The organism is Pseudidiomarina mangrovi, assembly GCF_003999375.1.
Classification (GTDB): Bacteria; Pseudomonadota; Gammaproteobacteria; order Enterobacterales; family Alteromonadaceae; genus Pseudidiomarina; species Pseudidiomarina mangrovi.
In genome coordinates, this window is sequence record NZ_RJLC01000005.1 from 16,686 (window position 1) to 31,761 (window position 15,076).

The following is a 15,076-nucleotide window of genomic DNA, read 5'->3' on the forward strand; positions in this document are numbered from 1 at the left end:
ACTAAAAACTCCTTTGCGAAATACTGATGCGCAATTCGGCATCACGCTGTTGCCAACAACCGTCACCGGTTGGGACCCATTCACGGATGTCAATTTGTTGTGGGTTTACGGCACTTACGCGGCCATAGTTGGGGCCAATGTAATCACCGCGGTTAACCCGATGTAAACGCCCGTCATTACTCATGACTAGGGCTGTGTAACCACTATTTCCGCTGCGCAGAGTGCCAGTAAAGGTTAGCTGGTCTAAGGCAAAGTTCTCTAACCCTGCGCGTACCCGTTCTAGGTCAGGCTGCGGACACGTGCGCGTATCGCTGTTACGGACCGCAACACGCAGGGCTTTGGGTTCAAATGGATTACGTTTTTGCTCACCAATATACTGCACCCGCTCTAGCTCAGGCAGTTCCGGTAACGGCGGAATGCCGGCTACGGTGGTGCGTTGTACCTCGGCCATATACTGTTCTAGATCGCTGTTAGTAGCTGGTGCACAGGCACTTAAAGCGGTGCTACAGGTGATCGCAACAAGAGTCATTGAGAGGCGTTTCATTTGGTCGCCCTCAAGGTTTGTTGCCGATAGGTTTCAGCATTGATCGAGAGGCTCAAGCTACCGTCATCTTCGGCCATTTGTAAGGTGAAATCTTTGACGCTGATAATACGATGTAAACCAGCAATTTTACCCACAAAACTACCGATTTGATGATAACTCCCAGCGAGTTCTATGCGCATTGGCAGGGCGGTATAAAATTCACGCGATTGCGGCGCTATCCACTCGATGCGATCAAATTTAAGCCCGCTTTGCATGCCTACGGCAGTAATATCTTCGATTAATTTTGGCGTTTCATCGTCATTCGGTAACATCGCCAGCAAGGTTTCTAAATCACCGTTCAGTTGCTCCAGTTGTTTACGATACTCCGGCAAATTCACTGCAGTTTGGTATTTGGTGCGGTAATCGTTACGCAGCGTGGTCTCGCGCGCTTGCTCTTTGTTGTAGGCTTTTACCTCGTCAGCAATCAGCAAATAGTGACCGAGACCCAGTACTAGGCCAGCAATAATAACCAGCACGGCGATTCGAAATGGCGCCGGCCAAAACGGTAATTCGTTGATGTCCAGTTCGTTCAGATTCATCTTACTCATTTCGGCTTCACCTCTGCGGCAGTTGCAGTGATGGTAACAATCACCGTGAAGGCGCTAATTTGCTCACCACCCGGCGCCGGTGTCTTATCACTGACGACTTGGCGAATATCCGGCCTGTCAAAAATTGGTGAATCTTTCAGCATGCGTAAAAATTCCGCTACTTGATTATTCGATACGCTGCGGCCTTGTAGCGTCAACACATTGCCTTTTTTGCTGGCGCTGGTTAGAAAAATACCGTCTGGTGTGCGCGCCGCTAACTCGTTAAAAATGGTAATAGCGGTGTTGCGGTCTTGATGTAATTGCTGAATCAGCTTCATACGATTAATGATCTGATCTTTTTGCTTATTAATCTCAGCAATTTCAGCGATCTGACTATCGAGCAGAGAAATTTGGCTTTGCATAAAGGTATTACGATTACGCTGCTGTTGTTTCAAATCACTAATCACGAAATACGCCGCCGCTAAAATCAGTGCTGCCACACCAATGGCAATACCGGCATGGATACCAAATTGTTGTTTGGCGCGTTGTTTTGCCGTTTCACGCCACGGCAGCAGGTTTACATGTGCCATGGGACAAAACTCCGTAATGCTAAACCGAAGGCTTCAACGAACAATGGGCCTTGGTAGTGAAAATGAACCAGCTTATCGGGGAGCGCAAATTGCTCAAATGGGTTGAGAGCCAGCACTGGCACCTCCACCTGCTTGCGAATTGAATCAAGCATCAGCGGTAAGGTGGCGCCAGCATTGATGACCACAACGCCGGCAAACTCTTTTTCAGCCGAGTTACCTTGGAAGGTTTGAATACCGCGGGTCACTTGTGCGGCCATGCTGGCGAGAAAATCTTGCAACACTAGCGCTGACATATCGTCGGTTTCGTTGGCCCGTAATTTGGCCATTAACTGGGCATGCTCAATGGCGCCATCGTCATCAATAGCACCGAGCAGATTATTCAAGCCACCACTTTGATAGCGAGTAAAAATCACTTCACCCTGCTGTATAACAATAATTTGTACGGCGGCGTAGCCAATATCGAGCACTAAAATAGGGTGCGGGCTGGCCACGATTTCTGGTGCTAACTGCGGCAGTAAGTGGTCACAAGCACGCAAAATAGCTTGGTTATCAACATCCATCACTTGCGTTTTAAAGCCAGCATCCTCGAGTGCTTGCACACGCGTATCGACACTAATGGTGCGGGTAGCTGTCACCAAAACCCGTTGCTGGCCGGCCATAGTGGCGTGTTCACCTAAGCTTTCAAAGTCATAACGCACTTCGGCAATTGGGAATGGAATCAATGCTTCGGCTTCGGTTTCAATTTTTTCTGAGATAGCTTCATCATCGAGATCAGACGCCATCAGCACTTGTTTTGAAATAGCTTGGCTACCTGAAACTGCGGCAACGACTTGTTTGACAGCTGTTCCACTTTGCTTACGAAGCTGGGTAAGCGCTTTGGTGAGGCCTTCTAAATCAGTAATTTCGTCATCAACGATGAGCTTTTTCGGCAGCGTCACAGACGCCACACGGGCAACAGTATAACTGTCCGCGGTCGGAAGTAATTCAATAGCGCGAATGGCATCACTGGAAATATCGATACCAAGCCCTGGCTTTTTGCCGAAACCAAACAACCCCATAAATCTCTCCCATCTGGAGTATAATGGCATGTATTATTAATTATGTTCTATGCCGATGATCATAGTACGCATAAATGTAAGCTTAGTGCAAAGCCCTTTGCAATGCATAATTAAGTAATATGATTCTTAAAGTTAACTTTCTATAATAAGCGGCGACTGATAGCAACCGCCAAAGGTGTCTGTGGTGAAATACTTAAAGTGGTCATTTTACGGCTTTCTCGGCTTAATTGCTGCGGGATTACTGACGACTACTGCGCTATATTTCTACTTCGAATCGGAGTTGCCCTCGGTTGAAGAGCTGAAAGATGTGCGTTTACAAACACCTATGCAAGTTTATTCGGCAGATGGCGAGCTCATTGCACAATTTGGTGAAGTACGCCGAATTCCGCTTAAATTAGACGATATTCCGCAACCTTTAATAGACGCATTTCTTGCTACCGAAGACCAACGCTTTTATCAGCACTTTGGCATTGACCCCATTGGTGTTGGTCGTGCCTTCGTGCAGCTGATCCTAACCGGGGATATTCAAGGCGGTGGTTCCACCATTACCCAACAGGCAGCGCGTAATTTTTATTTGAGTTTTGAGCAGACTTGGTCGCGCAAAATCAAAGAAGCCTTTATTGCCCTGCGGATGGAAAGCGAACTCACCAAAGACGAAATTCTCGAGCTCTACCTCAATAAAATCACCTTTGGTCATCGTGCTCATGGGGTTGGCGCAGCTGCGCAAGTGTACTATGGCCGCGATGTCAAAGACCTGACCCTAGCACAAATGGCGATGATTGCTGGTCTGCCGAAAGCACCGTCCACGCTGAACCCTATTTCTAATCCAGAGCGCGCGCGTGAACGTCGTGCGGTCGTTCTTGGTCGCATGCTGACTGAAAAGAAGATCACCATTGAGCAGTATCGTCAGGCGCTGGCGGAACCGATTGAAACTCGCTTCCATGGCCCAGAAGTGACCATGAACGCTCCATACTTGGCCGAAATGGCGCGTGCCGAAGTCGTGAGTATTTACGGTGAAGAAATTGCCTACACCAGTGGCCTCAAGGTCTATACCACCGCTAATGCCAAGCAACAGCGGGCAGCGCAAGCAGCCATTCAAGACAATTTACATGCGTATGATGAGCGCCATGGCTACCGTGGCGCCGAAGCCGTGTGGTGGCAACCCGATAGCGCTGCCCCTGAGCGTGCTGGGTTGGTGCAACGCTTGCGTGAGCTCCCTACGATTGGGTTGACCCTGCCGGCTGTGGTGGTCGCGGTGGGTGAGCAACAAGCGACGGTGTTACTGGGTGATGGTCGCGAACAGTTGCTAGAGTGGGCTGGGTTAAGCTGGGCGCGCGCCTACATGCATGCTGAGCGGCAAGGTCCACCACCCGCTACGGCGACTGAAATTTTAGCCGTTGGCCAGCAAGTGCGGGTGCGCGTGGTTGGCGAGCAATGGCGGCTAGCGCAGGTACCAGAGCCTAGTGGCGCTATTATTGCACTGCGGCCGCACGATGGCGGAATCGCCGCGGCGGTTGGTGGCTACAGCTTTACTCTCAGCCAATACAACCGCGCCACTCAAGCTAAGCGGCAGGCTGGTTCGAACATCAAACCGTTTATGTACTCGGCGGCATTAGAGAATGGCTTTACCTTGGCCACCTTAGTCAATGATGCGCCGATTAACCAATGGAACCCCGGTAGTGGCATTGCTTGGCGCCCGCGCAATTCACCGGACGTTTACGAAGGCCCTATCACCGTACGCGAAGCCTTGGCGAAGTCGAAGAACGTAGTATCTGTGCGCTTACTGCGTGCCATTGGTATTGATACCGCAGTGAATTATTTGACGCGGTTCGGTTTCAATATCAATGATTTGCCGCGTAACGAGTCGTTGTCGTTAGGTTCAGGCTCGCTGACCCCGCTAGAAATGGCGCGTGGTTATGCGGTGTTTGCTAACGGTGGCTATTTAGTGACGCCGTATTTTATTGAGCGCATCACCGACAGTTTTGACCAAGACATATATCAAGCGCGCCCCGCGGTTGCCTGTGTGGAGTGCGAACTCGGTGATCGTGAAGTAACCCAAGCACCACAGGTCATCAGCGAGCAAAATGCCTTTTTGGTCACGCAAATGATGCATTCAGCGGTGTGGGGCGGCGGTAGTTGGGCCCATCGTACGGGATGGAACGGTACCGCCTGGCGGATTCAGCGCTCGGCGGATTTAGTGCGACAATCGAACCGCAATATCGTCGGTAAAACCGGTACCACCAACGACATCAAGGACACCTGGTTTTCTGGCTTTGTAAGCGGCTTAGTGACCTCGGCGTGGGTTGGTTTTGATAACCTCGAGCGGGCACTGGGTAGCACCTCAATCAATACCAATTTGAGTGAAGGCGAGCAGGAAGTATCAGGCGCCGAAGGTGGTGCTAAAACGGCCTTACCGATGTGGATTAAGTTTATGGAGTTGGCCACCCAAGATGTGCCGGCAGAGCCGTTTCAAATTCCACCGGGCTTAGTATCGGCGCGAATTGATTTAAAAACTGGATTGCTGAGCCGGCAGAGTGATCACACCAGCCGCTTTGAGTACTTTTTACCGGGTACCGCACCTACGCAGTACACTGAAGAAACGTCGTCACCGGATCCGTTCGATGACGACGATAGCATTTTCTAGTTAGTGATGATCTAGCTGGTCACTTTGCTGAGGCGGCTGAGTAACTGATTGAGATCAGATTGCACGCCGCCGGCAGTGACTTCCTTGCCAGCCCCTGGGCCACTGATCACTAATGGCATTTCGTGATACCAGTCGGTGTAAATCACAAAGATATTTTCGCCGGGAATCAGGTTGGCTAACATATCGCCTTCAGGGATGTACTCAATACCGACCCGCGCTTGCACGCTATCATCGTCGCGTACCGCAAAGCTAGCCAGCAAACGTGGCACTTTGCCGGTTTGCTGCGCGTCGTGATACAGCGCATCGAGTTCCGCATCGAGCTCTGGCAGCCGTTGCATAAATTCATCCATGGGAATGTCAGCCAGTTGTTCAGGCAGTAAGCTGTCTACATCGATATCGTGCCAATCTAGTTTCAGGCCAATTTCGCGCGCAAGAATCAGCAATTTACGAATAATGTCGCGGCAGGATAAGTCTTCACGCGGGTCTGGCTCGCTTAAGCCTTGTAGTTTAGCTTCGCGGACTAAGTCGCTGAATTTCACCTCAGCGTGGAAATTCTCAAACAACCACGACATGGTGCCGGAGAAAATACCGGAAATACTACGGATGGTATCGCCCGAGTTGCGCAAGTCGTTGAGCGCGTAATTCAGCGGTAAGCCGGCGCCAACGGTGGTGTTGTAATACCACTCGCGCTCGTATTCGTGCTGAATGGTACGAATTTCATCGTACATGCGTTTATTGGCCGAGCCACCGCGCTTGTTGGCACTGATAATATGTAGGCCGTTGGCGAACATGCTGGGGTACTGCTGCGCCACCGCATCGGCATCGGTGAGGTCAAGCGCCACCAGCTCATCATAAGGCGCATTAGGCATGTCGCTAATCAGTTGACCGAGCTCGTACGGAGTCGCCAACTGCTCAAAACTAGCTTCCCAGTCACTGAGTTCGACGCCGTCGTAATCTAGCCAGCAGCGTTTGGAATTCATGATGGCGATGATACGCACATCCATTTGCTCGTTGATCCGTTCACGCAAGCGTTTGTAGAGGGCCAGCCAAGCACTGCCAATGTTACCGCGACCAATTACCAACACGCCTAGGCTACGGCGATCGTTGAACAATTGGCTGTGGACGCGGTTGAGTAGGCGGTTATCGAGTTTCTGCTCAAGAATCGCAATCACCGCAGTGTTGTCTGGGCTAAAGCTGAGTTGACGCAGATTCTGTTCGCTTAGCTCACGTTTAAACACCGCATACTGCTCGGTTTCTTGAATACGATTACCCACCAAGGCCATCATCGAAAAGCCCGTGATGAGCTCCACCTGTGCGGCATCAGCAAGCTGCGCCACCCACTTACTCATGAAGTCGCGATGGTTTTGGTGATAGGCATAGTAGGCGTGTTGCTGCGCTAAGTCATTCCAGCTCACCAGTGGGGTGAGGTCGAGTTCTTCAAATTGGTCAATCAGTGCAGGGTTACGCAAGTCAGCGCGGAATAGCACCACCTCTGATAGCGCGGTCAGCACTTTGCCTTTAGCAGCGGTATCGAGGTATTGGCCAATACGGGTTTGTTGGTTTTCCACTTTTAAGCTAGAGCGCACCGCAATCACCATGCGCTCGCGGTCAACTGGCTGGAAGGTACGCGGATGCAGCACCGGGCTGCCAAGGCGCGCCAGCTCTTCGGCTTCTTGCCAATCGAGCAGGGGTAAACTGACCACGCGCTCTACTTTGCGCGGATCGGCGGAGTACACCCCAGCAACATCTTTCCAGATGGTCACTTGTTTGGAGTCTATGAGGCTGCCGACCAAGGTGGCCGAGTAGTCACTGCCGTTGCGACCTAAAATCAACGAGCGGCCACTCGGGTCGCGGCAAATAAAACCGGTCACAATAAAGCGCGTGCCGGCATGGGCACCGATGCGGTTTAGCAAGCCCACGCGCGATTCAGCCACATGAATTTGCGGCTCGGGGGCATCATCGGCAATCAAGAAGCTGCGGGCATCAATATAATCAGCGGTGGTGCCTTGCTGTTGCAGCAAATGCGCTAATAACCGCGCCGACCACAGCTCGCCGTAAGACAGTAACTCCGGTTGGTGGTCAATCTGTTCCTCACCACGTAGCCAGCCGTACCAACGCACAAAGTCCTGTTTGGACAGCGCCATCACCTGCTGATGAAAGTCACCAATGAGCAAATCGTCAATCAACCCTTGCTGGTACTTCTCAAGTTGTTTGAGCAGCACTTCAGCAATGCCGAGGTCGTCATTCTGTTTGGCCTCAATAATGGCCAAAATGCGGTTGGTGGTGTCACCCGCGGCGGATACCACGACCAGGTCGCTGGCACCGGCGTAATCGGTGACAATACGTGCCACGCGACGGTAACAATAGGCATCAGCAAGGCTGCTGCCACCAAACTTATGGACTTGCACGGTATCTGCTACCGTAGCGATTTGCTCTGGGGTTACGGTCACCTCAACGGTCATGATGCGTGTGCGTTCTCCTTGTGGTAAGTGGCATCAACAGCGATAATTATACACAACCAGTGGCGAGATTCTTTAAATTTCATGGAGCCCTATGCGCCTCGATAAATATATTTGTGATTGCACCGGGCTGACCCGCAGCCAAGCGGGTAAATTGATTCGCCAGCGCGCTATTGTGGTGAACGGTGCTATTGCCAAACAAGCGGCCATGAAGCTCAGTGCTGGCGATGAAGTACAGCTTGATGGTGAGGTCATCAGCCCAATTGGTTTGCGCTATTTAGTGATGAACAAGCCAGAGGGCTATGTGTGCGGTTTAGATGACCCCCATCATGCGGCGGTATTTACCCTGTTGGATGAGCCGGCGGTGGAGAAAATTCACAGTGTTGGGCGGCTCGACGTGGATACTACCGGCTTGTTGCTGCTGACCGATGACGGCAAATGGTCGCACCGTATTAGCTCGCCACGGCATCACATTGCCAAGACCTACCGAGTATGGACTGCTGATGCGATTAGCGAGGATGCCGCCGCGCGCTTTGCCGAGGGCGTGGTGTTGCGTGATGAGCCCACCGCCACTAAGCCGGCACAACTTGAGCTGGTGGGCAGCCATGAGGCCTTGTTGACTATTCATGAAGGCCGCTATCACCAAGTAAAACGCATGTTTGCGGCGTTAGGGAACCGGGTGGAGCGCTTGCACCGTGAGCGTATTGGGCAGCTGCAACTGCCTACCGACCTAGAGCTGGGTGAGTATCGCCCACTCACCGACGCGGAGTTGGCGGCGGTGTTTATTGGTAATGATTAGCGGCAATGTTCAGCAATGAAGACGCATAGCTGTCTATACGGATAAAGTTGACTGTGCCGCTGAGGCTAGTAGAATTCACCACAGTCAGCAGGGTTTTTAGCCGCGTGTAGCGTAAGAAGGGTGCAGCATGAAGTGGGATGGCGAATACATTTATCCGTATGTCGAGCATGGTCAAAAGAGTGAGCGCGTGAAGAAGATCACCGTATCCATTCCTACCCGTGTGCTCAAAGTGCTCACCGACGAGCGTACCCGCCGTCAGGTTAAGAACCTACGCCACGCCACCAATAGTGAATTGCTGTGTGAGGCATTTTTGCATGCCTTCACCGGCCAGCCGCTGCCGACCGATGATGACCTGCGTAAAGATAACCCACAGCGCATTCCTGCTTCGGTGCGTGATGAGCTCGAGCGTCGCGGTTTACCGTTACCGACGCTCGAGTTTGACGACGACTTTTAGAGCGAGTTTTAGAGAAAGTACTCCAGCGCGATCTCGTCACAATTATGCTTTTTCGGGCATATTTCGCAGTCTTTCATGACTTTTTCGGGTAACTTTTCTTTCACCGTGAGGCGGAAGTTCAAGCGCCCGAAAAACTCCGGTACGCGGGTCAGCACGATGGTACGGGTGATACCCAGTTCGCGCGCTTTCCACAGCAACCAGGCGACTAATTCTGCGCCTAAGCCTTTGCCCTGCGCTTTAGGGAACAGCCCCAGCGAGCGAATTTCAGCAAGCCCGGTGCTATACACATAAAGCGCCGCACAACCTACTACTTCATCATCAATTTCTGCTACCGCAAAACCGTGAATAGCTTGCATGATGTCGGCTTTATTGCGCGGCAGGTTTTCACCTTGCTCGGCCCAATAGGCAATTAATTCGCAGATTTTATCGACATCACTCAAGCGTGCTTGGCGTACGTGTTTGCTGGCAGCTTCGGCGGCATGCAGCCAATCTTGCGCATGTTTCAGGGCAATTTTCACCGCCGCCGGAGCAGTACCACCGAGCGCGGTACGCTTATTAAGGCCATAGCGTAGCTCTAACACCGGGTACACATCATCAGCTATCAGTTGATTGACGGCTTGAAACTCGGCCAAGGGTAATTGCTCTAGTGGCAGGCCTAATTGCTGCGCCTTGACCACCAGCTCACCGGTGATGTGATGGGCATCACGGAACGGAATACCCTTGCTGACTAAGTAATCGGCCAATTCGGTGGCGTTGCTGTAGCCCATGGCCGCTTGCTTTTCTGCATGCGCCACGTTGACCGTCAGCTCCGGAATAGCGAAGGCGGTCATAGCTAGGCACTGCTGATAGGTATGCAGCGCGTCAAACAGCCCGACTTTGTCTTCTTGCATGTCTTTGTTGTACGCCAGCGGCAAGCCTTTCAACGTGGTTTGCAGGGCATGCTGGTGACCCAGTACACGGCCGGTTTTGCCGCGTAACAACTCAAACAGGTCGGGATTTTTCTTCTGTGGCATCAGCGATGAGCCGCTACTGATCTTATCACTCATGCTGAAACAGCCTGATTCGCCAGAGCAGTAAAAAATGACATCTTCGGCTAAACGCGACAAATGCAGCATGCCGTTGGCGGCCGCATTGAGTAAATCGAGCGCGAAATCACGGTCAGATACAGCATCTAAGCTGTTTTCTGCCGCCGCGCGGAAGCCTAGCTCATGGGCTAAGGCTTGCCGATCAATACTAGCTGTGGTGCCAGCCAACGCACCGCTACCGAGCGGGCTGACATCCAGGCGCTTGAGTGCTTCGCGCAGACGGCTGACATCGCGTTGCAGCATGTTCACATAGGCTAAGGCCCAATGCCCGGCCACAATTGGTTGGGCGCGTTGCAAGTGGGTATAGCCCGGCAGCAAGGTTTGTTGATGCTGCTCGGCAAACTGCAACAACGCTTGTACCACAGCTAGATTGGTGCTGACCAATTGCTGGGCAAAGGTTTTGCAAAACAGGCGTAAATCGGTGGCCACGAGATCGTTGCGGCTGCGCCCGGTGTGCAGTTTTTTCGCTGTTGCACCAATTTTCTCAATGAGCTGTGCTTCCACCCAACTGTGGATATCTTCTTCCTGCGTTTGCAGCGGCAATTGTGGATTCTTAGCCACTGCTGCGGCCAGCTCACCCAACGCAGTTTGCAGCTGCTGATTTTCTTCAGCGCTGAGTAATTGTGCTTGCAACAGTGCTTGCGCCCAAGCTTTAGAGGCCTGGATATCAAACGCTGCCAGCACATAATCGAAGCTCAGCGAGTCGTTAAATTGTTTGAACTCAGCGGCGCTTGGCTCGCTGAAACGTCCACCCCATAAACTCATTTAGGCGTCTCCACCATGGTTGTCGTTGCCACCGGCTTGGTGCAGCGCACGGATACGTGCGGCCAAGCTGTATAACCGAATAAAGCCTTCGGCGTGCTGCTGGTTGTATACTTCGTCTTCGTCAAAGGTAGCGAAGGCGTTGGAGTACAAGCTGTTTGGGCTACGCCGCTGAGTCACGGTGACATTACCCTTGTAAAGCTTCACTACGACATCGCCGGTTAACGGCTCGGCGATACTGTTGATGGCCGCTACCATGGCCTCACGCAATGGCGTAAACCAGCGACCATCGTAAATCAGCTGGGCAAATTCATGCCCTAAGCGCAGCCGATAATCCAGCACGCTGCGGTCTAGCACTAAACTTTCCAAACCTTGTAAGGCGGCTAGCAGCACCGCGCCGGCTGGAGTTTCATAGCAACCGCGCGACTTCATGCCGACCAAACGGTTTTCCACCATATCCAGGCGGCCAACGCCATGGGCGCCGGCAATGGTATTGAGCAGCACGATGGCATCAGCAAATTTGTGCTGTTCGCCGTTGATGGCGCTCAATTCACCCTTACTAAAGCTAAGCTGCAAATACTCTGGCTTATCTGGCGCAGCTTCAGGCGAAGTGGTCCAAGTCCAGACTTGTTCCGATGGCTCGTTCCACGGGTTTTCCAGCTCACCGCCTTCGGTAGAGATATGCCATAAGTTGGCGTCGCGGCTGTAAATTTTGGTGGCAGACGCGCTGGTTGGGATATTGCGCTCAGCCAAGTAAGCCAGCAGCTGCGGGCGTGAGCGCATGCTCCATTCGCGCCACGGAGCAATAACGGTCAGCTGCGGCGCTAAGGCGGCAAAGCATGATTCAAACCGAACTTGGTCGTTACCCTTGCCGGTACAACCATGGGCCAGTGCATCAGCGCCAACGGCTAACGCACATTCTACCTGGGCTTGGGCGATAATTGGCCGTGCCAAGGCGGTGCCTAACAGGTACTGACCTTCATAAATAGCACCGGCTTTGAGCGCTGGGACAATTACGTCTTGCGCGAACTTATCTTTTAAATCAGCGATATAGCAGCTGCTCGCCCCTGAAGCGATAGCCTTGGCTTCTACCCCAGCCAATTCTTCATCACCTTGACCAACGTCGGCGACAAAAGCCACGACTTCGCAGTCATAATTTTCTTTCAGCCACGGCACAATCGCCGAGGTATCAAGACCACCAGAATAGGCGAGGACAACTTTCTTAACAGACTTATTCATGGCTGGCTCCTTGTAACAGCTTAACTAAAATGGCGTTTTGGGCATGCATACGGTTTTCCGCTTGCTGCAAAATCAATGATTGTGGACCATCGAGCACCTCGGTGGTGACTTCGCGGCCACGGTAAGCTGGTAAACAATGCATAAAGAACTTAGCGTGTAAGCGCTTCATCAATTCACAGTTGACTTGATACGGGGCAAAGTCATGCATGACTTGATTGTTGTCGCGCTCTTGGCCCATGGAAAACCAAGTATCGGTATAAATAGCATCGGTTTGTTGCAGTGCGGTTAAATCGTGCGTGACGGTGATGACGGCACCAGTTTGCGCGGCAATTTGCTGGGTCTGCGCGAGTACCGATGCGGCTGGCTCATAACCGGCTGGGGTGACCACTTGCATACCCATACCCATTTGCGCGGCACCGAGCATCAGCGAATGACACACGTTGTTGCCATCACCGACCCAAGTCAAATGCGCTTGCGATAAGTCACCGAGTTGCTCTTGCAGAGTCAACAAGTCAGCCATGGCTTGGCATGGGTGATCAATATCACTGAGAGCGTTGATGACCGGCTTTGGCGAAGCTGCAGCCAGCTCAGTCAGGGTCTCTTGGCTAAATACCCGCGCCACAATGGCGTCATGCCATAGCGCTAAGTTGGCTCCGACATCTTTGGCTGGTTCCCGCACGCCCATTAAATTAGCTGCATCGAGGTAAATGCTGTGACCGCCTAAGCGGTTAATACCAGCGGCAAAGCTGGCGCGGGTGCGCAGCGATGGCTTTTCAAACAGCAAGGCAATACTTTTGCCGGCCAGCGCTTGCGACCACGCCGCGGGGCGTTGCTTAATGGTATGCGCCAGTTGCAATAACTCGGCGGTTTGTGAGGGGGCTAAATCACCCATCAGCAAAAAATCATTCATGTCATGTATCCAATAATCGAGAGTAAATAAGTTCTGGCGAGTTAAACGCTAATGCGGGTTCCGGCCGCTTCACCCTTAGCCAAACGGGTGAGTGCGTTGGCATCTTGCCAGCCGGCTACCGCGATGCTTCGTCGCGATGCGTGAGCGGCTTTGAGCGCCGCTTCGAGTTTGACTTGCATGCCATCGCGTACAGTGCCGTCAGCAATCAAGGCTGCGGCTTGGTCGGCGTGGATGTGTTCGAGAAGTTGTCCGTGGTGATCAAGAATACCGGGAACGTCGGTTAATAAAATCAAATCAGCGTGTAAAAGTTGCGCAATACTAGCGGCCGCTAAATCCGCATTGACGTTTAAGCGCTCACCGCTAGCGCTCACACCCACGGAGCTAATCACAGGAACAAAACCCTGATCGATCAGTTGCTCCAGTAATTTGCTGTCGCCTGGCTGTGGAATGCCCACGGCGCCACGCGCTGTATCGACTTGGCAGCGCACACTATGACCAGCAAATAAGGTCAAACCTACAGCATTGAGGCCGTGTAACTGCGCTTGCGCACACAGTTGTGAATTCACATCACCGGCTAATACCCCAGCAACAATAGGAATATGGCTAGTCGGCGTAATACGCTGCCCAGCTGATTTAATACTTTGCTGACCGAGTTGCTCTAACAGTTGCTGTACTTGATCGCCACCGCCGTGCACTAGCACCAACGCACGAATGACTGCGAGCTTGCTGATGATGCGCAGTAAATGTTGCAGGCTGTGTTGGTCGGTAAGCACTTTACCGCCGAGTTTAATGACCAATGGCGTACTCATACGATACCCCCGGTCAAGCCCAGCCCTTGCGCGCTCGGTAGCCCAAAATATTGGTTGGCTAATTGCACGGCTTGGGCTGCAGCACCTTTCAATAAGTTATCAATGGCGGCACAAATGATCAGTTGCTGGCCCGCTTGCTGCCAATGGATATCGCAAAATGGCGTACCCGCCACTTGGCCGATGCTAGGTGGTTTGTCACACAAGCGCACTAGCGGCTGCTCTGCATAGGCATTGTGATAGGCATGTGCGACCTGTGCAGCATCTACCTGCTCCGCCAGTTGCACATAAATAGTCGCCAAAATACCCCGTTTAAAGTTACCTAAATGGGGTACAAACAGCACCTCACGGCCTACGGCTTGGCTGATTTCAGGCTGATGGCGGTGACTGGCAACGCCATAGGCTTGCAAGCTTACTTCGCAAAAGCTGGTGTGTGTATGGGCTTTACGACCAGCACCAGAAACACCACTGACGGCATTAACAATAGGTGTGCAATGCTCAGCTAACAGCGGTATCAGCGGTTTCAATGCCAAGCTTGCCACAGTGGGGTAGCAGCCAGGCACCGCAATCAGCGGCTCGTTACCCTGTAATTGCGTCCACTCAGCAAGACCATAAGGCGCCGCTTGTGGTAGTTGTGGTTGGGTAAAACCATAGGTTTGTTGGTGCAGGGCAGCATCGTGCAAACGAAACGCGCCAGATAAATCAAATACCACCAAACCAGCCGCAATCAATGCTGGCGCAAGTTCGGCACTGGCTTCATGAGGCAGCGCTAAAAAAACCACCCGCACTTGCTGCGCCAAGTGGCTCAGCAAGCTCGGGTGCCAAGGTTGCAGGGTTAAATCAAGCCGTCCAGCCAAAGCCGGATACAAGCTAGCTAGCGACTCTTCCTCGCGTGCGCTGGATGAAAAAGTATGACTGAGGTGAAATTGTGGATGATTATGCAGTAACCAAGCCAGCTCGACACCGCTATAACCTGAGGCCCCAAAAACAGCACAAGATAGGCTGTCAGCAGATTGCTCTGATGCCTTATTTGCAGATGTCTGTAGTGGTAATTCAGTAGCCATAACTCAGGTCATTCCGTCAGCATTAAAAAAAGCGCTTTACAGCGCTAAAAGTGAGTTGATTATAGTGAATACAAATTCATAAAACAAGCATAAATA

The 15,076-nt window shown here is 52.2% G+C and carries 13 protein-coding genes; 3 read left to right on the top strand and 10 right to left on the bottom strand.

From position 1 onward, the window contains the following. Position 1: 1 nt before the first annotated feature. From EFO84_RS00885 to pilM, 4 genes are read right to left on the bottom strand one after another with little or no spacing between them, the layout of a single operon-like run. A complete protein-coding gene (locus tag EFO84_RS00885; protein ID WP_164742346.1) occupies positions 2–529 on the bottom strand; it encodes a pilus assembly protein PilP in 528 nt (175 codons plus the stop codon). 11 nt (positions 530–540) lie between these two features. Next, a complete protein-coding gene (locus tag EFO84_RS00890) occupies positions 541–1,131 on the bottom strand; it encodes a type IV pilus inner membrane component PilO (protein ID WP_127346178.1) in 591 nt (196 codons plus the stop codon). After that, positions 1,128–1,700 (bottom strand): PilN domain-containing protein, encoded by a 573-nt coding sequence (locus EFO84_RS00895; protein WP_127346179.1) that lies wholly within the window; start codon positions 1,698–1,700, stop codon positions 1,128–1,130. Before EFO84_RS00895 ends, EFO84_RS00890 begins: the two co-directional genes overlap by 4 nt. Further along, on the bottom strand, positions 1,688–2,758 hold the full coding sequence (pilM, locus tag EFO84_RS00900; protein ID WP_164742347.1) for a type IV pilus assembly protein PilM: 1,071 nt from the start codon (positions 2,756–2,758) through the stop codon (positions 1,688–1,690). Before pilM ends, EFO84_RS00895 begins: the two co-directional genes overlap by 13 nt. Before the next feature lie 184 nt (positions 2,759–2,942). Here pilM and EFO84_RS00905 point away from each other — a divergent pair, with 184 nt between their 5' ends. Then, positions 2,943–5,402, top strand: coding sequence for a penicillin-binding protein 1A (locus EFO84_RS00905; RefSeq protein WP_240642614.1), 2,460 nt, complete (start codon positions 2,943–2,945; stop codon positions 5,400–5,402). An 11-nt stretch (positions 5,403–5,413) separates the two neighbouring features. Here EFO84_RS00905 and metL read toward each other — a convergent pair whose 3' ends face one another. Continuing rightward, the gene (metL, locus tag EFO84_RS00910; protein ID WP_127346181.1) at positions 5,414–7,864 is read right to left on the bottom strand and encodes a bifunctional aspartate kinase/homoserine dehydrogenase II; all 2,451 of its coding nucleotides are present in this window, start codon (positions 7,862–7,864) and stop codon (positions 5,414–5,416) included. Between the two features lie 91 nt (positions 7,865–7,955). Between metL and rsuA the strand changes: the two genes are divergently transcribed. Together rsuA and metJ are read left to right on the top strand one after the other, a co-directional pair. Continuing rightward, on the top strand, positions 7,956–8,660 hold the full coding sequence (rsuA, locus tag EFO84_RS00915; RefSeq protein WP_127346182.1) for a 16S rRNA pseudouridine(516) synthase RsuA: 705 nt from the start codon (positions 7,956–7,958) through the stop codon (positions 8,658–8,660). 127 nt (positions 8,661–8,787) lie between these two features. Continuing rightward, positions 8,788–9,114 carry a met regulon transcriptional regulator MetJ gene (metJ, locus tag EFO84_RS00920; RefSeq protein WP_127346183.1) on the top strand — a complete coding sequence of 109 codons (327 nt, stop codon included), beginning with the start codon at positions 8,788–8,790 and terminating at the stop codon, positions 9,112–9,114. Between the two features lie 8 nt (positions 9,115–9,122). On the opposite strand, the gene argH is transcribed toward metJ, so the two are convergent. The 5 genes from argH to argC are packed head-to-tail and all read right to left on the bottom strand — an operon-like array spanning position 9,123 to position 14,980. After that, the gene (gene argH / locus EFO84_RS00925) at positions 9,123–10,964 is read right to left on the bottom strand and encodes an argininosuccinate lyase (protein ID WP_127346184.1); all 1,842 of its coding nucleotides are present in this window, start codon (positions 10,962–10,964) and stop codon (positions 9,123–9,125) included. Next, entirely contained in the window at positions 10,965–12,200 is a 1,236-nt protein-coding gene (locus tag EFO84_RS00930) for an argininosuccinate synthase (RefSeq protein ID WP_127346185.1), read from the bottom strand. Next, positions 12,193–13,110 carry an ornithine carbamoyltransferase gene (locus EFO84_RS00935; protein WP_127346186.1) on the bottom strand — a complete coding sequence of 306 codons (918 nt, stop codon included), beginning with the start codon at positions 13,108–13,110 and terminating at the stop codon, positions 12,193–12,195. Before EFO84_RS00935 ends, EFO84_RS00930 begins: the two co-directional genes overlap by 8 nt. Positions 13,111–13,151: 41 nt before the next feature. Beyond that, complete coding sequence (gene argB, locus EFO84_RS00940; RefSeq protein ID WP_127346187.1) at positions 13,152–13,919, bottom strand: acetylglutamate kinase; 768 nt, start codon at positions 13,917–13,919, stop codon at positions 13,152–13,154. Next, positions 13,916–14,980: an N-acetyl-gamma-glutamyl-phosphate reductase gene (argC, locus tag EFO84_RS00945; RefSeq protein WP_127346188.1), complete on the bottom strand. Its 1,065-nt coding sequence runs from the start codon at positions 14,978–14,980 to the stop codon at positions 13,916–13,918. Before argC ends, argB begins: the two co-directional genes overlap by 4 nt. Positions 14,981–15,076: the final 96 nt, after the last annotated feature.